This window comes from Cupriavidus pauculus (genome assembly GCF_008693385.1).
Lineage (GTDB): Bacteria > Pseudomonadota > Gammaproteobacteria > Burkholderiales > Burkholderiaceae > Cupriavidus > Cupriavidus pauculus_D.
This window is the reverse complement of the sequence record NZ_CP044067.1, coordinates 1,025,829-1,044,891: the sequence shown is the minus strand read 5'-3', so window position 1 is coordinate 1,044,891 and position 19,063 is coordinate 1,025,829. Positions and strand designations below refer to the sequence as shown.

17 protein-coding genes are annotated in these 19,063 nt (G+C 67.3%); 4 read left to right on the top strand and 13 right to left on the bottom strand.

Annotation, left to right across the window (positions count from 1 at the left end):
• Positions 1-92 precede the first annotated feature (92 nt).
• Both FOB72_RS23045 and FOB72_RS23040 read right to left on the bottom strand, forming a co-directional pair.
• Positions 93-791 carry an aspartate/glutamate racemase family protein gene (locus FOB72_RS23045; RefSeq protein WP_150375010.1) on the bottom strand — a complete coding sequence of 233 codons (699 nt, stop codon included), beginning with the start codon at positions 789-791 and terminating at the stop codon, positions 93-95.
• Positions 792-863: 72 nt separating this feature from the next.
• Positions 864-1,754: a LysR family transcriptional regulator gene (locus FOB72_RS23040; RefSeq protein WP_150375009.1), complete on the bottom strand. Its 891-nt coding sequence runs from the start codon at positions 1,752-1,754 to the stop codon at positions 864-866.
• A 135-nt stretch (positions 1,755-1,889) separates the two neighbouring features.
• Between FOB72_RS23040 and FOB72_RS23035 the strand changes: the two genes are divergently transcribed.
• Together FOB72_RS23035 and FOB72_RS23030 are read left to right on the top strand one after the other, a co-directional pair.
• Positions 1,890-3,113 carry a CaiB/BaiF CoA transferase family protein gene (locus FOB72_RS23035; protein WP_150375008.1) on the top strand — a complete coding sequence of 408 codons (1,224 nt, stop codon included), beginning with the start codon at positions 1,890-1,892 and terminating at the stop codon, positions 3,111-3,113.
• A gap of 45 nt (positions 3,114-3,158) precedes the next feature.
• Complete coding sequence (locus FOB72_RS23030) at positions 3,159-4,175, top strand: tripartite tricarboxylate transporter substrate binding protein (protein WP_191002387.1); 1,017 nt, start codon at positions 3,159-3,161, stop codon at positions 4,173-4,175.
• Between the two features lie 10 nt (positions 4,176-4,185).
• Here FOB72_RS23030 and FOB72_RS23025 read toward each other — a convergent pair whose 3' ends face one another.
• From FOB72_RS23025 to FOB72_RS23010, 4 genes are all read right to left on the bottom strand, one after another.
• Positions 4,186-4,830 (bottom strand): isochorismatase family protein, encoded by a 645-nt coding sequence (locus FOB72_RS23025; protein WP_150375007.1) that lies wholly within the window; start codon positions 4,828-4,830, stop codon positions 4,186-4,188.
• Positions 4,831-4,956: 126 nt separating this feature from the next.
• Entirely contained in the window at positions 4,957-5,418 is a 462-nt protein-coding gene (locus FOB72_RS23020) for a carboxymuconolactone decarboxylase family protein (protein ID WP_150375006.1), read from the bottom strand.
• Positions 5,419-5,451: 33 nt separating this feature from the next.
• On the bottom strand, positions 5,452-6,078 hold the full coding sequence (locus FOB72_RS23015) for an FMN-dependent NADH-azoreductase (RefSeq protein ID WP_150375005.1): 627 nt from the start codon (positions 6,076-6,078) through the stop codon (positions 5,452-5,454).
• A complete protein-coding gene (locus FOB72_RS23010) occupies positions 6,075-6,512 on the bottom strand; it encodes a GNAT family N-acetyltransferase (RefSeq protein WP_150375004.1) in 438 nt (145 codons plus the stop codon). Before FOB72_RS23010 ends, FOB72_RS23015 begins: the two co-directional genes overlap by 4 nt.
• A gap of 90 nt (positions 6,513-6,602) precedes the next feature.
• Here FOB72_RS23010 and FOB72_RS23005 point away from each other — a divergent pair, with 90 nt between their 5' ends.
• Positions 6,603-8,084, top strand: a complete 1,482-nt coding sequence (locus FOB72_RS23005; protein ID WP_150375003.1) for a PLP-dependent aminotransferase family protein — start codon at positions 6,603-6,605, stop codon at positions 8,082-8,084.
• Positions 8,085-8,087: 3 nt separating this feature from the next.
• Here FOB72_RS23005 and FOB72_RS23000 read toward each other — a convergent pair whose 3' ends face one another.
• Complete coding sequence (locus tag FOB72_RS23000) at positions 8,088-10,265, bottom strand: hypothetical protein (RefSeq protein WP_150375002.1); 2,178 nt, start codon at positions 10,263-10,265, stop codon at positions 8,088-8,090.
• A gap of 329 nt (positions 10,266-10,594) precedes the next feature.
• Here FOB72_RS23000 and FOB72_RS22995 point away from each other — a divergent pair, with 329 nt between their 5' ends.
• Positions 10,595-11,884, top strand: a complete 1,290-nt coding sequence (locus tag FOB72_RS22995; protein WP_223851855.1) for an NAD(P)/FAD-dependent oxidoreductase — start codon at positions 10,595-10,597, stop codon at positions 11,882-11,884.
• A 12-nt stretch (positions 11,885-11,896) separates the two neighbouring features.
• On the opposite strand, the gene FOB72_RS22990 is transcribed toward FOB72_RS22995, so the two are convergent.
• The 6 genes from FOB72_RS22990 to FOB72_RS22965 all read right to left on the bottom strand — a co-directional run bounded on the left by FOB72_RS22990 (position 11,897) and on the right by FOB72_RS22965 (position 18,987).
• Positions 11,897-13,879: a 3-hydroxybutyrate oligomer hydrolase family protein gene (locus FOB72_RS22990; RefSeq protein ID WP_191002386.1), complete on the bottom strand. Its 1,983-nt coding sequence runs from the start codon at positions 13,877-13,879 to the stop codon at positions 11,897-11,899.
• A gap of 48 nt (positions 13,880-13,927) precedes the next feature.
• Positions 13,928-14,893 (bottom strand): Bug family tripartite tricarboxylate transporter substrate binding protein, encoded by a 966-nt coding sequence (locus FOB72_RS22985; protein WP_223851760.1) that lies wholly within the window; start codon positions 14,891-14,893, stop codon positions 13,928-13,930.
• A gap of 110 nt (positions 14,894-15,003) precedes the next feature.
• On the bottom strand, positions 15,004-16,476 hold the full coding sequence (locus FOB72_RS22980; RefSeq protein WP_411859872.1) for an FAD-dependent oxidoreductase: 1,473 nt from the start codon (positions 16,474-16,476) through the stop codon (positions 15,004-15,006).
• Positions 16,473-16,781, bottom strand: a complete 309-nt coding sequence (locus FOB72_RS22975) for a (2Fe-2S)-binding protein (RefSeq protein ID WP_150374999.1) — start codon at positions 16,779-16,781, stop codon at positions 16,473-16,475. The genes FOB72_RS22980 and FOB72_RS22975 overlap by 4 nt, the downstream gene beginning before the upstream one ends.
• The gene (locus FOB72_RS22970) at positions 16,765-17,907 is read right to left on the bottom strand and encodes an NAD(P)/FAD-dependent oxidoreductase (protein ID WP_150374998.1); all 1,143 of its coding nucleotides are present in this window, start codon (positions 17,905-17,907) and stop codon (positions 16,765-16,767) included. Before FOB72_RS22970 ends, FOB72_RS22975 begins: the two co-directional genes overlap by 17 nt.
• A gap of 165 nt (positions 17,908-18,072) precedes the next feature.
• A complete protein-coding gene (locus tag FOB72_RS22965; protein ID WP_150374997.1) occupies positions 18,073-18,987 on the bottom strand; it encodes a LysR substrate-binding domain-containing protein in 915 nt (304 codons plus the stop codon).
• Between the last annotated feature and the right edge of the window lie 76 nt (positions 18,988-19,063).

The following is a 19,063-nucleotide window of genomic DNA, read 5'->3' as shown; positions in this document are numbered from 1 at the left end:
GCTAACCAGCATGGCGAGTGTTGGGCAAGATATTCGAAATCGGATGACCGATGCTGCCAGCAAACGGTCCGGGTGTAAAGCGTGGCAACGACCTAGGCCGCCAGCGCCCACTCCGCGGCGTGAATCGCGTGCAGCCGCGTGGTGTCGAACAACGGCATGTCTTCCATGTGCCGCGGCGCGATCAGCAGCGAGATCTCGGTGCAGCCGAGGATGATGGCTTCCGCACCGTCGTTCCTCAAGCGCTCGATCACGGACAGGTAGGTGTCGCGCGACGCGTCGCGGATTTCGCCGAGGCACAGTTCCTCGTAGATGATGCGATGGACCGCTTCGCGATCTTCCGCCTGCGGCGTCACGACCCGCAAGCCATGCGCTTCTTCCAGCCGCGATCGATAGAAGGCCTGCTCCATCGTGAAGCGCGTGCCCAGCAGGCCGATACGGGACAGCCCGGCAGCCCGGATGGCGCGCGCGGTCGGATCGGCGATATGCAGCAGCGGCACATCGACCGCAGCTTCGATCTGCGCGGCCACCTTGTGCATGGTGTTCGTGCAGAGCACGAGCGCGTCCGCGCCGGCCCGCTCGAGCCGGCGGCCGGCATCGGCCACGAGCTCGCCCGCCTCGTCCCATCGCCCGGCATGCTGCAATTGTTCGATCTCGTGGAAGTCCACGCTATAGAGCACGATGCGTGCCGAATGCAGGCCGCCCAGATGCTGTTTGACGGTTTCGTTGATCTGCCGGTAATAGGGGATGGTGGATTCCCAGCTCATTCCGCCGATGAGGCCCAGTGTTTTCATCCGTTCCAGTGACAAGTTCGGGGTAAGCCGCATGGTATGCCGAATCGTCGGGCGCGGTGTCGTGGTATCGACCTAGGCAGCGGCCTTTTCCCGCAGAAACGCAATCAGCGTGGTCACCGCCCGCGTCTGGTAGCGCGTCGGCAGATACAGCAGATACATGGTCGTCCGCAGAAATGCCAGATCCTTCGGCGGCAGCGGCAATCGCAGCAGCGTACCCGCCTCGATATCGCGCGCGACCATATAGCGGGGCAGCAGGCCGACCCCGAGCCCCTGCAGGATCGCATCGCGCAGAAAGAAGAAATTCGCCGACGTCAGGCGAGGGTGGATCTGCGGCTGCCCGCCGGCGGTCCCGGGCCGTCCGGCCGCCAGCAGCTTCTGCCCCGTGAGCTCCGACGTAATCAGCGGCAGATCGCCGAACTCGTCGAGCGTGCGGGGCATGCCGCTCTCGCGCGCCAGCGCCGGTGTGGCACAGGCCACGTACTCCACGTCGCCCAGGCTATGCGCGACCGCATGCGTCGGTGCCTCGCCCATCACGCGTACCGAAAAGTCCACCGCCCCCTTGATCAGGTCCTCGATATCGTTGTCGAAGATCACGTTGAGCGTGATGGCCGGATACAGCGCCATGAACTCCATGAACCAGGCGGCCATCGTGTGCTGCCCGAATCCGCTCGGCACGCTCAGCCGCACCGTGCCGCTGAGCCGTTTGCCCAGGCTCTGCACCGATTCCTGCGCGGCCATCAGCTGATGGCGGATGGCGCGTCCATGCTCGTACAGCTGCCAGCCGAGCTCGGTCGGCTCCAGCTGCCGTGTGCTGCGCCGAAGCAGTTCGGCGCCCAACTGCCGCTCGAACTGGTTGAGCCGCTTGCTGACATTGGCCCGGCTCATGCCGAGTTGACTCGCGGCCCGGCTCAGGTTGCCGGCATCGATGATGTCTACGAGCAGAGACAGCGCGGTCTGGTCCATTGTCAACTCTGAGTTGTCGTATATGGTGAATTTACGTAGCAATTGTCAAACATAAAGAACATATACACAATCGCTGCTGAACAAGACAACCGGACCGCCACCTGGATCCGCGTGGGTTCGGGGAGACAATCTGCAATGCAATCACCAGGCAACGAACAATCGACGGCCGTGCTGCCCCTCGCGGGGGTACGCGTCCTGGACCTCTCGCGCGTGCTCGCGGGACCGATGTGCGCGATGGCGCTGGCCGACCTCGGCGCGGACGTCATCAAGGTCGAGCATCCCGCGCGCGGTGACGATACCCGCGACTGGGGCATCCGCATCGGCACGCGCAATACCTCGTATTTCAACAGCGCCAACCGCAACAAGCGGTCCGTCACCATCGACCTGCAGAACGAACAGGGCGTGGCGCTCGTGCGCCGGCTCGTCGCCCAGAGCGACGTCGTGATCCAGAACTTCAAGGTGGGCGGTGCCGAGAAACTCGGCCTTGGCTACGAACAGCTCAGCGAGATCAACCCGCGCATCGTGTATTGCTCGATCTCGGGCTACTCGCGCGCGTCGCCGGAAGCCGAGCGTCCCGGCTACGACCTCGTCGTGCAGGGCGAGTCCGGCGTGATGGCGACCAATGGCGAAGCGGGGCAGGGCCCGCTGAAGTTCGGCGTGGCCGCGGTGGACATGTTCACGGGCATGTATTCGGCGCAGGCGATTCTCGCCGCGCTGTTCGCGCGGCAGGCCACGGGCCGTGGCCGCCACGTGCAGATGGCGCTCTACGACTGCGGCCTGATGATTCCGTCCTACTACGGCATGGAAGCGATGCTGCGCGATGCCGAGCCGCCGAAGTTCGGCAATGCGCATCCGTCGATCGTGCCCTACGGCGTGTTCGAGGCGGCCGACGGCCCGCTCGTGATTACCGTCGGCAACAACGGGCAGTTCCAGCGCTTCTGCCGCGAAGTGATCGGCCGTCCGGAATGGGCCGAGGACGAGCGCTTTGCCACGAATACCGCGCGCTCCGCCAATCGCGACGTGCTGCTGCCCGAACTCCGCTCGGTACTGCGCAGCTTCTCGCGCGTGGACCTGCTGGCGCGCCTGAATGCCGCCAACATCCCCTGCGGCGAAGTGCTCGGCATGCTCGAGGCGCTGCAATCGGAACGCACCGCGCAGGCGGGGCTGCTGCACCGGTTCGAAGACAGCGAAGCGGGCCCGCAGGCCGTGCTGGCCCCGCCGTACGCCATGGATGGCGCGCGCATGCCCGTGCGCATGCCCCCGCCGCATATGGGCGAACACACGCAGTCCGTATTCAGCGAGCTGCTGCAGCTCGACGACGATGCCATCGCGGCGCTGCGCGCCGACGGCGTCATTTGACCAGAACAGCGACGATCGACAAGCAACAAGCAAGGAGACAAGACCATGAAGACCACCACCACCGACACGATGACCAACGCGCAGCGCCGCCACTGGCTCAAGGCCGGCGCGGCTGCCGCGATGGCGGCAGTGATGCCCGCCGCGTTCGCCAAGGCCGGCTGGCCGGACAAGTACATCAAGATGGTGGTGGCGTTCCCCGCCGGCGGTCCGACCGATACCGCCGCGCGCATCCTTGCGCAGAAGCTGTCGGAGCGTCTTGGCCAGCAGGTCGTCATCGAGAACAAGCCCGGCGCGTCGGGCTCGATCGGTACGGCGGGCTTTATCAAGAGCGCGGCCGACGGCTACAACCTGTCGATGTTCGGCATGCCCGCGCTGCTCGCGCCGCTGATGTACAAGAACAACGCATACGACGTGAAGAAGGACTTCCTGTCGGTGGCCACCGTGTATGTGCTGCCGATGGCGATCGTGATCAATCCGGCGGTGGTGCCCAAGGTGGAAACGCTGCCCGACCTGATCCGCTTTGCGAAGGCCAGCAAGACGCCGCTGAACTACACGAGCTCGGGCACCGGCAGCTTTGGCCACCTGGCCATGGAGCAGTTGAAGGACCTCGGCGGCTTCGACATGCAGCACGTGCCGTACAAGGGTAGCGCGCCGGCCGTGTCGGACCTGCTCGGCGGCCAGATTGGCGTGATGTTCGCCGACGTGGTGGCCGCGCTGCCGCATATCCGCGCGGGCAAGCTGAAGGCCATCGCCCTGAGCTCGCCGAACGCGAAAGTACTGCTGCCGGGCGTGAAGACCGTGTCGGAACAGGGTTTCGCCAACTTCGACTTCGACTCGTGGGGCGGCCTGATCGTGCCGCTGGACACGCCGCAGTCCATCGTGGAGCGCCTGACCAGCGAGACGCGCGACATCGTGACCACCGACAAGGAGCTTCAGCAGAAGCTCGTGACGGCGGGCGCCATCGCGTCGTTCCAGGACGGCAAGCAGATGCAGGCGCGCCTGAACAAGGACTACGATCGCTGGAGCGCGATCGTGAAGGCCAAGGAGATCAGCGCGCTTTGACGGCCTGGCGTTACATCGCGGCCACGACTTCGTCCGTGGTCGGGACCTGGTGGGCCAGGAACCGATAGTTGACCAGGGCCGCGGCGTAGCCGTCTCCCCAGACGGGATGACGGGGACCCGCGACCGCATCCTTCACGACCGCGACCTCGAATCCCTCCTCGATCAGATGACGGAGGTGAGACTCGACACACATGTTGGCAAGCATGCCACCGAGAATCACCTTCGAAATCTTGCGCTTTCTCAACTGCAGGACCAGGTCGTTGGTCTGCGGACCGAACACCTTGTGGGGGCCGACCACGACGGTCTTGCCGTCGTCGATATAAGGCTTGAACGTCTCCAGCCAATCGGCACCGGAACCTTCGAAACCCTTCAGATTCAGCACCCCCGCGCGCGCGAAGCTGCGGTTCTCGGCCTCCATCGCCTCGAGCGGCCCGTTCATCTTCCACGTGACGTCGGTCGGGTAGAAGTAGTGTGGAGAGATAAAGACCTCGTAGCCCCTGGTCTTCGCCGCCTTGAAGATCTTCTCCATGTTGCCGATCGTCCCGTTCTCCCGGACGCTCGCGCCTACGGCTCCCCAGTTGACGCCGTGCTCGCTGAGCACATCGTTCTGCGGATCGATGAATACCACGCCGGTGTCACTGCTGCTCAGTTCCATCTTCGTTCTCCCAAGGGCGGTCAGACCGCGGACCGTCTTCATCCTAGGCGACGCCCCCGGGCCCGCGCGGCTACCCACCCATAACGCCGTTCGAAAATGAAATCTGGGTAGCAACGCCCGATACGATCATTCGATCGGCGTGTCGTCCACGGGCTGGTGCATGCCGATCGCCATGCGGTTCCACGCGTTGATCGCCGCCACGGTCCAGCTCAGCTCGACGATCTCCTGCTCGGTGAAGTGTGCGCGCAGCGCCTCGAATTCCGCATTGCGGTCGTCGAATCCGGCCGGCAGGTTCGTCAGCGATTCGGCCCACGCCAGGGCGGCCTGCTCCTTCGCCGTGAACAGATTCGGCACTTCACGCCAGGCCGACAACACATTCAGGCGCTTCCAGGACTCGCCAGCCTTGCGCAGATCGCGCACGTGCATGTCCAGGCAGTACGCGCAGCCGTTGATCTGCGACACGCGGGTCTGAACCAGCTCGACCAGTACCGGGCCAAGCGAGGACTTTGCGCTGGCCATGCTCACGGCCGCCAGCGACTTGTATTGAACGGGTGCCAGCGTGTTCCACGGCAGACGGGGTGCATTCATGATGTTTCTCCAGAGAGGTTGGGTGACGAAAAATCAGGCTTCGGGCTGCGCGTCCGCGAGATAGCGGCGCACATGCTCTTCCACGGCGGCCAGCGGTACATCGACCATCGCCAGCTTCGTGGAGGGGATATAGGTAATGTCCTTGAGACCGATCACGCCCAGCACGGCCGTGAGGTAGGGGCGGAAGAAATCGGGCTGGATCGCCGGTTCCCGGAACATCGCGCCCCCAGCGGTCACCGCCACGAACGTCGGGCGGTCGCGCAGCAGGCCGACCTTGCCGGCCTCCGTCGTGACGAACGTCACGTCGCGGCGCACCACATGGTCGATCCAGTTCTTGAGCACGGCGGGCACCGTGAAGTTGTGCACCGGCGTGGAAATCCACACGACATCGGCCCCATCGAGTTCGCGGATCAGTTCGTCCGACACCGCAAGCTGGTTGCCATAACGCGCGCGCGCTTCGTCGCCGGACAGCACGAGAGACTCCGCGTACTCCGCGGTGATCGCCGGCAGGGGCCTGACGCCGAGATGGCGCTGGGTCACGTGCACGGGCCGGCCAAAGCGGCGCGTCAGCGCGGGCAGCAACTGGTTGGTCAGATGCCGGCTGGTCGAGGTCTCGCGGCGCGGGCTGCAATCGAGCAGCAGGAGTTCGAGCGGTTTCATTGCAGTTCCATGCAGAAGTGGAGGCCGCGGGACAGCAGTCCGGCGCGGAAGTAGAAGCGCTGGGCCAGCGCGTTGGCCAGTCCCGTGTCGAGCACGAGCTGCGCGCAACCCTGGGCACGCGCGATCTCGGCAACCGCCTCGAGCAGTTGCTCGCCATAGCCGCGGCCGCGTTCGCCGGCGTCGGTGACCAGGTCGTCCACATAGACGAAGGGACCGTAGATCAGGTTGTCCATGCGGCGGTAGCCGGCGGCGGCGACGGGGCGGCCCGCGTTCCACACCACGAGCAGGCGATAGCCCTGCGCGCGTTGCGTGGCGGTGCGCTCGACCAGTTCCTGCGCCGAGCGCAGATGGGGGCGAAGCTGCTGCACGAGCCCGAAACAGGCCGCAAGTTCGGCGTCCGTTTCGGCATGCTGCAAGGTGATCTGTGTGGCCATGGTGCTGAAGGTTGCTGGTTGGTGTAGGCTCAAGTGTCGTCGACCGATGGCACAGCCGACAGGCACATAAATCTCTATTTCGACTAGGCCATGCCTTCCACCCGATCCTCCACTCCAGGTTCGCCGCAGCCCTCCACCATCCACGCCCAGATCTACGGCCGGTTCCGCGCCATGATCGAGACCGGCCAGCTCAAACCGGGCCAGCGGGTGTCCTCGCTGCGCGCGCTCGCGGAGGAACTGGGCGTGGCGCGCGGCACCGTCCAGGTGGCGTTCGACCGGTTGCTGGGGGAGGGCTACCTGGTTGCGCGCGGTCCGGCCGGCACGTTCGTCGCCGAGCACATCACGGCGGCGCCGTCGCGGGCGCGGGCTGCGAAGAAAACCGCCACGGCCGGCAAGCTGCCGGCGCCGCGTGCCCCCCGGTATGCGGCGCTGAAGGACACCAACGAAGTCGTGCTGGAATCGGGCGGCGGGGCGCCCGCCATGCTCCAGCTTGGCGTGCCCGCGCTCGACGAGTTTCCGCGCAAGCTGTGGACGCGGCTGATGACGGGACTCGTGCGGCAGGTCAATACGCTCAATCGCCCGGCACCGGCCGGCTATGCGCCGCTGCGCGAGGCGCTGGCCACGTATCTGCACAGTTCGCGCGGCATCGCCCTGCGGGCGTCGCAAGTGTTCGTCGTGCCGGCCTACACGGCGGGGCTCGAACTGGCGGTCAATGCGCTATCGCTGCAGGGCACGCATGGGGCGTGGGTGGAGACGCCGGGCTATCCGCCGACGGGACAACTGCTGCGGAGGCTGGGGGTGCCACCCCATTTCGTGCCCGTGGACGACTGCGGTATCGATGTCGAGTACGGCATCGCGCGTCACCCCGACGCCAGTCTTGCGGTGGTGACGCCCTCGCACCAGAGTCCGACCGGCGTGGCGCTCACGCTCCAGCGGCGCGTGGCGTTGCTCGACTGGGCCGCGCGGAATGGAGCATGGGTGGTGGAGGACGACTACGACGGCGAGTTTCGTTATCGCGGCCATCCGCTGCCCGCGCTCAAGAGTCTGGATGCGGGCCAGCGCGTGATTTACTGCGGCACGCTGAGCAAGGTCATGTTTCCGGGGCTGCGGCTTGGGTATGTGGTCGTGCCCGAGAGCCAGGTGGAGGCATTCGAATCCGCGATTGCGCGCGCGACCTACGGCGGCTGTCCGGAGCTGATGCAGGCGGCGGTCGCGGAGTTCATCACCGCGGGCCATTTCTCGCGGCATATCAAGCGCATGCGCACGCTCTACGCGCGCCGCCGGGCGTTGCTGGCGGACGCATTGCGCGCCTACGAACCGCACGGCTTTCGCGTGCGGCTCGAGGACGGCGGCATGCATCTGCTGCTCGACGTCCCCGAGGACCGCGACGACATTGCGATGGCGCGCGTCGCGCATGAGGCCGGTTTCGGCATTCATGCGCTGACGGGCTGGCGCCGTGGCGCGCCGGGGCGGCGCGCACTGCTGCTGGGCTTTACGAATATCGGCACGCAGGCGGAGGCCGAACGCGTGGTGACGAAGCTGATGCGGGCGCTGGGGGAACCGCGTACGTAGCGATCAATCGCGCTTCCCGCGGTCTCCCGATCCCAGCACCACCTCCGCCATCTCGATCTGCCTCGCCACCCGCTCCATCGCCACCGCCGCGCGCCCGTTCGCTTCCGCCGCCGCCAGACGCCCCTTGACGTCGATCGGCAGCGCCATCGCGCCATACAACGTCTGCTGGCCCAGCGACAGCTTGTCGTCCGCCTCCTTCCCATGGTTCTTGATCGTCGTGGTCGTGCCCTGGCTGTAGGCGGCAATCGCCCCAAGCCCGAACCCCAGTGCCGAAAATCCCGAGATATAGGACGTCTTGAGCTTCGACGATCCACCGACCACCGCCGCCGCCACCCGTCCGATCGACGACGACGCAAAGCTGCCCAGCACGCCCATGTGATAGGTCTGGCCGACCCGCTGCGCCACCTGCGTCCTGATCTCGTCGGCATTGAGGTTGCGCTTGCTGTCGCGCCACACGCCGGGCAGCAGCGCCTCGGTATTCGACGCCAGCGTCGCCCGCGCATGCCCGTCGGCGGACAACCCGGTCAAGTCGTTCGCCTTGAGCTTTTCCTTGTCCGCTTCCAGTACGCCGAGCTTCGCTTCGAGACCCTTCCGCGCTTCGCTGCCCGCCGGTGCCGCATCGCGTTCCGCCTCGGTCTGCCTGATGACGTCGTCGAGCGACTTCGTCACGCGCTTGACCAGCGACTGCGCCGGCGAGGCAATCAGCCCGCGCAGCTTGCCCTCATCGATATCCTCGGGCCCGATCGTCTTGCCCGCATCGACGCGCGCCTTGCCGGCGTCGGTAAAGAAGTCCCCATAGATCAGGTTGAGCGCGTTCTTGTAATCGACCTTCGCCACCTCGTCATAGCCCGCCGACACATGCTGCACGCCGGTCAGCGCCAGCGCCCCCATGGCCTGGATCGTCGCGATCGACATCGGATGGAGCCGTGCGACGCGCTCGATGACATGTGACCCGATGACGTGCGACCCGATGACGTGCGCGGCCATCGTCGCGGCCTGATCCCTCGGCACGCCGGATGCCAGCCCCATCAGACTCTGGAACACGGGCCGCATCACGCGAGAGACGGACTGAAGGCGGTTACCGATATGCTGCCGCGTGTGCCCGGCCTGCGTCATCAGCACGCCTTCGTGGAGATCGCGCATCGCGGTCAACGCCTCGGAGAACGCTTGCGCCGATTCGCGTAGCCGTACCACGTCCGCGTCCGTGTCGTTCGCGTGCAACCACGCAGCCAGCTGCTCGCTGGTCTTGCCGTCCGCGCTACCCGGCACGCGCGCGGCAATCGCATCGAGCTGCCGCCCGAACGCCTTCGATGCATTGTCGAGCGCCTCCGCCTGCGCGGATGCGCGGCGTGCGATCTCGGGCAGCCATTCCTTGTGATGCACGTTCGCCTTGTCCACCTGAATCACGGGACCGTTGCGCTCGGCCGTATGCTCGACGAACTGCACGACCACGGGCTGCTGCGCGGCATACATCGGCGTCTGCGCAAGGCCGGCGACACCCAGCCCGAGCCCGGTGCCGGCCCACGGCTTGCCCGTGCCCGCGGACAGGAACGGCGAGGCAAAGAACTGCAGCAGGTTCGAGACCAGTCCCGCGCTCGGATAGATGAGCCCCGACACGAACGCCGCGTGGTGCACCTGCCTGATATCCGCATCGGTCAGCCCCTGCGCGTGATACCAGTCGTTGCTGCGTTGCGTGGCGCCGGACATCAGCGTGCTGTTGCTCACCGACGCGTCCTGCCGCTGTACCCGCAGCGTATTGACGAGATCCGCGGCCTGATGACGATCGACGTCGCGTTCGCGGCATTCGCCGATCGCGCGCTGCAGGTCGCCCAGCAGCGCGTCCGTATCGGTATTGCGGTAAGACGCCACCGTGGTGCCAACCGCCGAGCGCGCCGTGCCCGTGCCGGCGGTGCCCGCCTCGAGATCGGGGGCTTTCTCCAGGCGCGCCAAACCGAGGCCACCCAGTGCCCGCCGCGCGAACGAAGGTGTCGCGGCGTCGCGTGGCCGCGGCGGCGGTCCCGACAGGCCCGACAGCGACGCATCGGCCGCGGGCTTTTTCGCGGGCAGGCGCGTGGGGGGCGGTTTGGAAGGCGCGTCGTGCAGCGGCTGGATCTCGGCGCTTTGGTCGAGGCTATGCGCGCGGCTGGCCGCGGGCGAGTGAACGGACGGCGGAGGAGGCATGGCGGATCCCGTCGAAAGAAGGTTCGACCGAGCCTACGAACCGCATATGACAGCTGTGTGCAACGGCCCGCAACGTCGCGCGCGGATCCCCGAACGCTTCGCTACGCGCGGCATCGTTTCGGATTTGCGCGGGGAGGCAATGGCCCGTACCCGTTACAAATTAATCAGTATGCGATTGAAATAGCACGTTTACCGATCGCGCCCCTGCCATTAGACTCGCTCGGCATTCGCTTACCCGCCCGCGTCGGTGTCGCCATGCACGTCGCCATGCACGTCACCCTCCACGTCGCACCATGATCGCTTCCTCTCCCGTCCACGCATCCCACGGCATGCCGCGCACCTCGGTGCTCGCGACGCACTCGCTCTGGGCCGCCACCGCGCCCGCCGCCCTCCCGACGCCGCCGTTGTACGACGCCAGGGCTGTGGACGTGCTCGTGATCGGCGCGGGGTACACGGGACTCTCCACCGCGCTGCATCTGCGCGAATGCGGCGTCGATGTCTGCGTCGTCGATGCCAATGAACCGGGGTGGGGCGCGTCGGGCCGCAATGGCGGTCAGGTCAATCCGTCGCTCAAGCACGATCCGGACGAGCTCGTGCAGAACCTCGGCGGCGAGCGCGCGGAGGCGCTCATCGATGCGGTATCGCGTTCGGCCGATCTCGTGTTCGACCTCGTCGCGCGTCACGGCATCGACTGCCACCCGGTAAGGCAGGGCTGGCTGCAGCTTGCCTATGGCCCGCGCTCGGTGCCCGCGCTGCATGCGCGCGCGCGGCAGTGGCAGCGGCGCGGTGTGCCCGTGGAAATGCTCGATCGCGCCGATATCGAGCGGCGTGTCGGCACACGCGCCTTCGCCGGTGGCTGGTGCGATGGCCGCGCGGGCGCCATCCAGCCGCTCGCGTACGCACGCGGACTCGCTGCCGCCGCGCAGCGTGCGGGCGCCGCGATCCATGGGCGCACCGCGGTCACGGCGCTCGAACGGTATGACGGCAACTGGATCGCGACGATGGCCACGGGCGCGCGCGTGACGGCGTCGCATGTGGTCATCGCCACCAATGGCTATTCGGATGGCCTGTGGCCGGGTTTGCGGCAAACGCTGCTGGCGGCCAACAGCTTTATCGTCGCCACGCGGCCGATGTATGGCCAGGCCGCGCAGGCCATCCTCGCGCGGGGCGAGACCGTGGCGACTTCGCAGCGGCTGCTGCTGTATTTCCGCAAGGACCATACGGGCCGGCTGCTGATCGGCGGTCGCGGCGCATTCGCCGATCCGCGCAGGCCGAAGGATTTCGCCCACCTCGAGCGCGCGCTGGCGCTGCTGTTTCCGCAGCTGGGGCCGCTCCAGTTCGAATATCACTGGGCCGGCCGCATCGCGGTGACGCGCGATTTCATGCCGCATGTCCACGAACCCGCGCCGGGCATCACCATCGCGGTCGGCTGCAATGGCCGGGGCATCGCGCTATGCACGAGCTTCGGCAAGCACGTGGCGGAGCGGCTGACGCGGGAAACGGCGGTGTTTCCGTATCCCGTGTCGCCGCTCGCACCGTTCCCGTTCCACGGCTTGCAACGGTGCTATATCGGCGCGGGCGTTGCGTGGTACAGCCTGCTGGACAGGCTGTCGCGATAACGCCGGCTCGCGTCAGTCGGGCACCTTCACCACGCCACGCACGGCGACGATCCGATCGCCCGCCGCGGGCGACGATGAGATCGCGGGCAGATCGGCCGCTTCCACCCGCGGCTTGCCGCCAGCCATCCCGCTCGGCGCGGATGTCCGCACGACCTGGCTCGGCGGCAACGGCGTGGCATTCGCCAGATGCGCCCACATCGCCTCCAGCGCGCGCAGCTGATACGGCGTCAGCGGCACGAGCCCCGTCGCCGTCGCGCCGGGCTCGCCATGCGTGGCCCGCGTGACCTCGATATAGCGGAGGTTCGCGGCATCGCCCGATACCAGCGAATGCAGCCCGACATACGGGCGGCTCGTGAAGTCCGGCGGTTCCACCGGATCCGCGCGGCCATGCACGATCAGCGTCGGCAGCCCGCCGATATCGCCCGTCGCGAGCACCGATTGCAGCCCCGCCTGCACGCGCTTCGCATTGGCCGACGTGCCGACCGACAACTCGCGCAGGCACATCGCCGCATCGAAGTTGTAATCCTGCCGCCCCGTGGAGGCCGACGTGGACAGCGACGATTTCCGCGGCCCCGCCGGATCGGCGTCGTTGATCATGGTCACGACCGTGCCATCGGGCGTACCGCCGGCCTGCGTCACGTACCATTGCGCGGCCTCGGTGGCCGTGGGCCTGCGCGGACGCCCCGCGGCATCGACCGATGCAAAGCTGAGCCCGCACAGATGATCGCCCGCGGTAAAGCGCCCATACTGGCTCGCCTGGCCCAGCGTGCTCTGCTCGGCCAGCGCGCCGCCCGCGATCTGCGCGTCGGCTTCGGGCTGCATGCCATAAGCGTGCAGCTTGTCGAGCGCCTCGCGTGCCTGCTCGCGCGTGGTCTTCGCTTGCAGCAGCCCCGCGTCGGCCAGCGACGCGCAGCGGTTGGCCGCATGCGTCAGCCCCGACGCCCCGGGCGTGTCGGGCAGCGCCAGCGCCGCGCAGGCGTTGTACAGGTTCGTGAACGTGAGCTTGTCGAAGATCGTGTGCGCGGCATTGCGTGGCAGGATTTGCGGCGACATCGCGACCACGCCGTCGAGCAGATGGCGCGTATCCTGCTCCGCCGCCTTCAACACCGCACCGCCGCCATTCGAGAATCCCGTGGCGATAATGCGCGTATTGGCGCGCGTGACCACCGCCCCCGCGGGCCACTTGCGCTGGCCGAGCTCGAACAGCGCGAACTCCACCGCGCGCAGCACCGATGGCCCCCAGTCCGCTTCCTGCGTCCATCCCGCATCGGCCCACTTGTACGCGAGCCGGTTCGGATACGCGGCGGCAATCTTCCGCGTGGCCGCATCGTCCTGCTGCATCAGCCGCGCGCCGCGCGATACGAGTTGCCCGTCGATGCCGACGCCACGGCCAGCATCGATGTCATGCACGCCGGCGCCGAGCGCCTTGTCGGCCCACACCACCGCGCAGCCATGCGTAAAGCCCCAGTACCCGGCCCGCAGCATATCGCTGAGCACGTTCTGGCTGCCCGGCGTGGCAATGGCGACGAGGCACGCGCGTTGCGCGTCGAAACTCGCCGGCACCTGCAGCAGCAATCCCGCCATCTGCGTACCGCTGCCATCGTCGGCATAGGCGAGCACTTCGTCGCCAGCCACGCGGCCCGTCCCCGCGACGCGGCCCGTGGCCGGATCGACGTTCGGCCCGAACAGCCGGCCAAAGCCATTGGCGGCGGAGGGCGGGCGCTTGATGACCGCGCGCCGCAGTTCGGCGTAGGTCGGCGCGGCCGGATCGCGATACAGCGTTGTGGCCGCACTGACGCCGGCGGCGCCGAGTCCGCCGGTGACCAGATCGTCGGTCACGCCGTCATAGGCATCGCGCCGCACCACATGCAGCCAGCCCGGCGCGGCCGAGGCGGCGTTCGTGGATGGCGCGGCCCACTGATTGCCGCCGCACGCGGACATCGCGGCGGCAGCCATCAGACCGAGCGCGACGTAGCCGCCTCGGGCAAAAGACATTCCCGTCATGCTTTACCTCTTCAAAGGCCAGTACGACGTTGACGGGAATCAGTCGAGCTTGATGCCGACGCTCTTGACCACCTTGTCCCACTTCTGCGAATCGCGATTCACGAGCTGCGTGAACTCCACGGGGCCGAGCGCGGCCGGCTCCATGCCCTGCTTGGTAATCGACTCGCGGATCGAAGGCTGGTTGACCACCGCCGCAATTTCCTGCGCAAGGCGGTTGACCACGGGCATCGGCGTGCCACCGGTCGTAAAGACGCCGTACCACGACACCACCTCATAGCCCGGCACGCCCGACTCGGCAATCGTCGGCACGTTCGGCATCGTCTTCACGCGCTCGGTGCTCGTCACGGCGATGATGCGTACCTTGCCCGAGTCCGCGCCGGCCTTGGCCGAGGGCAGGCTCGCGAACGTCATCTGCGCCTGGCCTGCCATCACATCCTGCATGGCCGGTGCGTCGCCGCGGTACGGGATATGCGTGATCTGCACGCCGGCCATGCTCTTGAACAGTTCCGCCGACAGGTGCGAGATCGTGCCATTGCCCGGCGACGTCACGTTGAGCTTGCCCGGATTCGCCTTCGCGTAGGCCAGCAGTTCCTGCACGTTCTTGACGGGCAGATCGTTGTTCACGACCAGCGCGTTGGCGGACTTGGCCACCAGCGAGACCGGTTGCACGCCCTTCACCGGATCGTACGGCAGCTTGCTGTAGATCGACGGCGCGATGGCCTGGCCGCCGACCGAGCCGAGCAGCAGCACCGAGCCATCGGGCTTCGCGCGTGCCATTTCGGCCGTGGCCAGCGTGCTGCCGCCACCGGGCTTGTTCTCCACGACGATCGTGGTCTTGGTATTCAGCTGGAACTGCGTGGCAACGGTGCGCGCGATGACATCGTTGCCGCCGCCCGGCGCAAAGCCGACCAGCATGCGGAGGGGGCCCGCGGGCAGATCCTGAGCCATGCCCTGGGCTGCGGCCAGTGCGAGCGCGAGAGCGGGGACGATCTTGGATAACGCCATGATGATTTCTCGGTAATTAGGTTAAGGGTGCTCTCAGGATGTCGTCGCTATGCTGGTCCAACGTGGCGGGACCGGCGTACCGGAGCCCGCTCTTTCTTTGTATTGATGCGTTACTTCTTGAACCGCACGACGGCCTCGCGCGATGCCTGCGTCTGCGGCAGCGTCGCGAGTTCGCCGAGCGTGACCGGCTTTGTGGGAAAGCGCAGCCGGTAGTAGCCCACGTCGCGCGGATGGCGCTGTTGTTCGTCGGCAATGAGTTCGGTCACGGTGAGCCCGCAGAAGCGGCCCTGGCACGGCCCCATGCCGCAGCGCAGGAACGCCTTCAGCTGGTTGGGTCCCTGGCAGCCGATGCGCGCGGCATGGCGCACCTGCTCCGCGGTGGCTTCCTCGCAGCGGCATACGATGGTGTCGCCCACGGGGCGGCGGAACTGTGGCAGCGGGCGGTACAGCACCTCGAAGAACTCGCGGCCGCGCGTCGCGCGTTCGAGGGACGCCAGATGCGTTGCCGCCTTGGCATCGCGCGTGGCCGTATCGATGCGCCCCAGTGCCGCGGCCGCATGCACGGCGGCGATGCGGCCGCGATGCTCGGCGGCCATCGCACCGGCGATGCCCGCGCCGTCACCGGCAATGGTCACATTGGGCACGGACGTCGCGCCCCATGCATCCACCTGCGGCTCCCAGCAATCCTGACGCTCGTTCCACACGTGCTCGGCGCCGATGGCGCGCGACAGGTTGGTGTTGGGCACCACGCCCTGATGCAGCAGCAACTGATCCACCGCGATCGTGCGGCGCTGGCCATCGGCTTCGTAGTGCAATTGCGCGACCTGCCCGTTGGCCCCGGCCACCGCCTCGAGCGCGGTCACGCCGCTGACGATTTTCACGGCCTTGCGCACCGCGCGCAGCAGCTTCAGACCCTTGCCGAGGTACGGCGAGCGCAGGAAGCCCCATGCATGCGGGAGCGCCGCGCGCCATTGGCCGCTTGCGGTGGTTTCCAGAATCGCGTCGAGCTTCACGCCCGCGTTCAGGTACTGGTACGCGAGCAGATAGAGCAGCGGACCGCCGCCCGCGAGCACGGTGCGGCCTTCGGGCACCACGCCCGACGTCTTCAGCAGGATCTGCGCGGCGCCGGCCGTGATCACGCCCGGCAGGGTCCAGCCCGGAATCGGGAACGGACGCTCCTGCGCGCCGGTGGCGAGGATGATGTGGCGGCAATGCAGCAGCGCGGCCTGCGGATCTTCGCCGGGGCGCGCCACGGAGTACGCGACTTCGTAGCCGGCCGGCGCACTGTTGGCTTCGGCCGCGCGCGCATTGACCGACCAGACGGTGGCGGACGACAGATGCCGCGCGCCGCTCGTGGCGAACGGCTCCAGCAGGTTCAGGCCATGCCAGTAGTCCTGGCCCAGGATCTCGCGGTTCTGCACGGGTGTGGTGCTGATCGCGCGATAGATCTGTCCGCCCGGCGCGGGCTGCTCGTCGATCAGTACCGTCGACAGGCCCAGCTGCGCGGCCTGCGTCGCGGCGGCGAGACCCGCGGGGCCCGCGCCCACCACGAGCAGATCGCACGTCATGATGTCGGCGCTCATACGGCCACCTCGCGCGCGCCAAGCTGGCGCTCCACGGTCATGCCGTCGCGCACGCGTGCCATGCACGCCTGCTGGTTGGGCCGGCCATCGATGCGTACGAGGCAGTCGTAGCAGACGCCCATCATGCAATAGGGGCCACGCGCGGTGCCGGAGACCGCGGTATCGCGGCAGGCCAGCACGTTGGCGGCAAACAGGGCCGCGGCGACGCTGTCGCCCTCGCGGCATTCGAGCACGGTGCCATCCACGGTGACCCGTACCTTGCGTTCGGTCGCTTGCAGGACCGCCGCGTCAATGCGTCTGAACATGGAATCTCCGCGTCGAAAAAATGGACAGCTCGGGCGGCAGGGCACCCGCGGCGATCATCGGGGCGAGGTGCATCGCATGCGTTGCCGCCAGCGTGACGCCGCTGTGGCACGTGACGATGAACGCGCCGGGGTGCGTCGCCGACTGTTCGTAGACCGGAAAGCCGTCTTTCGCGCGCACGCGCAGCGCGGACCATGCCCGCACCGTGCGCACGTCGCGCAGCGCGGGCAGCGTGCGGACCGCGCGGTCCGCCAGCGTGGCGAGCACGGGCAGCGTCGTGATCTGGTCCGCGTAGCCCGCGTCTTCCTGCGAGTCCCCGACGAGCCAGCTGCCTTCGTCGTTCTGACGCAGCGTGACCATCGGCGTATCGAGCAGACGGCGCGTGCGTTCCAGCACGAGAATCTGGCCGCGCTGCGGTGCCATCGGCAGGTCGATGCCGACCATGCGGCCGAGGTCCCCATTGCGCAGCCCGCCGGCCAGCACGATCTTGCGCGCGCGCACCTCGCCGTTCGGCGTGGTCAGCACGAAGTCGCCGCTGGCCTGCTGCACGATGTTCGTCACGCCGTGATTGGGCAGGTATTCGACGCCGCTCGTGCTGAACGCGGTATGGAACGCGCGCAGCAGCTTGAGCGGATTGACGATGCCGTCGTGCGGGGTCCAGATGGCCCCCGTCACGTCGGGGCCCAGGCCCGGCACCAGCGACGCGGCCTGATGATGGTCGAGCAGCTTCCACTCGTACGGTTCCACGCCCGGCTGCGCCATCAGCGTGTTGACCCACGCGAGGCGCGCCTCGACTTCGTAGTCGCCCATCAGCGGCGTCAGGCCGCCTTTCTGTTCGAGCGCGACGTCGATGCCGGTTTCCTTGAGGATATCGGCCGCGAGTTTCGGCCACAGGCGTGTGGAGTTCAGCGTCCAGCGGCTGTAGGCACCCATGCCGTAGCCCTTGCTCTGGAGCCAGACCAGCCCGAAGTTGCCGCGCGAGGCACGCAGCGCGATATCGCCTTCGTCGAGTACGGCGACGGTGCCCACGCTACGGCGCAGGCCGTATGCCACGGCGGAACCGACCAGACCGCCGCCGATCACGGCGACGTCGAACAGCGGATAGCGGTGAGGAGAGGCCGCGGTCATTAGCGGAGCCTCCCGTGGGGGATTTGCGGGCCCTGGGCCCTGCCTGGAATCATGTTCGGTACTCGCAAGAATCGTGACCGCACGGGGCTGTCAGTTTCGAACGAGTATGCGGAAGGGTGACCTATACGCGCAAATACGAATGCGTCAGGCGTCCATACGAAAACCTTATGGGGCGGTCGGCAGCGACAATGGCAGCGAGGCCGTCTCCGCCGCGATGACCTCGATCATCCGCTCGGTAAAACGGTCCACGAGCACGTTGGCGGGCCGGTTGCGGGCCAGCAGCAGGTAGCTGACGAACGGGATGCGGGGCAGGAACGGGCGAATGACCACCTCCGACATATGCATGCGGGCGACCAGCGGGTTGACGATGGCCACGCCGAGCCCGAGGCCGACCATCTTGCAGATCGTGGCGCCGTAAGGGGTCTCAAAGTGCATCTTGCGCCGGTCGTCGTCCACGAAGGCGGCATCGATCGCGGCCCGCAGGCCATCGCCGTGGCCCATGGAGATAAACGATTCGCCGGCCAGATCGGCGGGCGTAAGCACCTCGCGCCCGGCAAGACGATGGCCCGGCGGCAGCACGCAACAGCCCGAGAGCTCGGCCACGGGCATGGCTTCCGTGACCACGGTGGGCGGCAGGAACGACACGAGCCCGAGGTCGCAATAGCGGCTGCCGACGCGCTCCGCCACCAGCTGGGTGCTGCCGGTTTCCATCGCCACGTTGACGTCGGGATAGTCGGCATGGAAACGCTGGAGCACCAGCGGCAGCACCGTCAGCGCAAGCGACGGCACCGTCGCGATACGTAGCCGGCCCTTGCCGAACTGGCGGATATTGCGGGCCGCGTCCTTGAGCGCATCGATGCCGACGAACGCGCGGTCCACCTCGCGCAGGAACGCCAGACCCTCCTCGGTGGGCGTCAGCCGCCCGGCCGTGCGCGTGAACAGCGTCAGGCCAGTCGAGTGTTCGAGCTGCGCGATCAGGCGGCTCACGTTCGGCTGCGAGGTGTAGAGCTCCGTCGCGGCGGCCGTCATCGAGCCGGAACGCATGACGGCCTGGAATGCGGCGATTTCCTTGAATTTCATGGGGGTGGGGGCGGCTTGTTATCGCTGCGATGGTATATCAGATCCGTATGCCTGCCCCGGAAAAACTGATTTGACG

Coding starts and splice junctions, on each gene's coding strand:
- FOB72_RS22980 (WP_411859872.1), bottom strand. CDS start 16,476: ATGAGCGCCGACATCATGACGTGCGATCTGCTCGTGGTGGGCGCGGGC.
- FOB72_RS22965 (WP_150374997.1), bottom strand. CDS start 18,987: ATGAAATTCAAGGAAATCGCCGCATTCCAGGCCGTCATGCGTTCCGGC.
- FOB72_RS23035 (WP_150375008.1), top strand. CDS start 1,890: ATGCAATCACCAGGCAACGAACAATCGACGGCCGTGCTGCCCCTCGCG.
- FOB72_RS23040 (WP_150375009.1), bottom strand. CDS start 1,754: ATGGACCAGACCGCGCTGTCTCTGCTCGTAGACATCATCGATGCCGGC.
- FOB72_RS23005 (WP_150375003.1), top strand. CDS start 6,603: ATGCCTTCCACCCGATCCTCCACTCCAGGTTCGCCGCAGCCCTCCACC.
- FOB72_RS22990 (WP_191002386.1), bottom strand. CDS start 13,879: ATGTCTTTTGCCCGAGGCGGCTACGTCGCGCTCGGTCTGATGGCTGCC.
- FOB72_RS23000 (WP_150375002.1), bottom strand. CDS start 10,265: ATGCCTCCTCCGCCGTCCGTTCACTCGCCCGCGGCCAGCCGCGCGCAT.
- FOB72_RS23015 (WP_150375005.1), bottom strand. CDS start 6,078: ATGAAACCGCTCGAACTCCTGCTGCTCGATTGCAGCCCGCGCCGCGAG.
- FOB72_RS23030 (WP_191002387.1), top strand. CDS start 3,159: ATGAAGACCACCACCACCGACACGATGACCAACGCGCAGCGCCGCCAC.
- FOB72_RS22985 (WP_223851760.1), bottom strand. CDS start 14,893: ATGGCGTTATCCAAGATCGTCCCCGCTCTCGCGCTCGCACTGGCCGCA.
- FOB72_RS22995 (WP_223851855.1), top strand. CDS start 10,595: ATGCCGCGCACCTCGGTGCTCGCGACGCACTCGCTCTGGGCCGCCACC.
- FOB72_RS23020 (WP_150375006.1), bottom strand. CDS start 5,418: ATGAATGCACCCCGTCTGCCGTGGAACACGCTGGCACCCGTTCAATAC.
- FOB72_RS23045 (WP_150375010.1), bottom strand. CDS start 791: ATGAAAACACTGGGCCTCATCGGCGGAATGAGCTGGGAATCCACCATC.
- FOB72_RS23010 (WP_150375004.1), bottom strand. CDS start 6,512: ATGGCCACACAGATCACCTTGCAGCATGCCGAAACGGACGCCGAACTT.
- FOB72_RS22970 (WP_150374998.1), bottom strand. CDS start 17,907: ATGACCGCGGCCTCTCCTCACCGCTATCCGCTGTTCGACGTCGCCGTG.
- FOB72_RS22975 (WP_150374999.1), bottom strand. CDS start 16,781: ATGTTCAGACGCATTGACGCGGCGGTCCTGCAAGCGACCGAACGCAAG.
- FOB72_RS23025 (WP_150375007.1), bottom strand. CDS start 4,830: ATGGAACTGAGCAGCAGTGACACCGGCGTGGTATTCATCGATCCGCAG.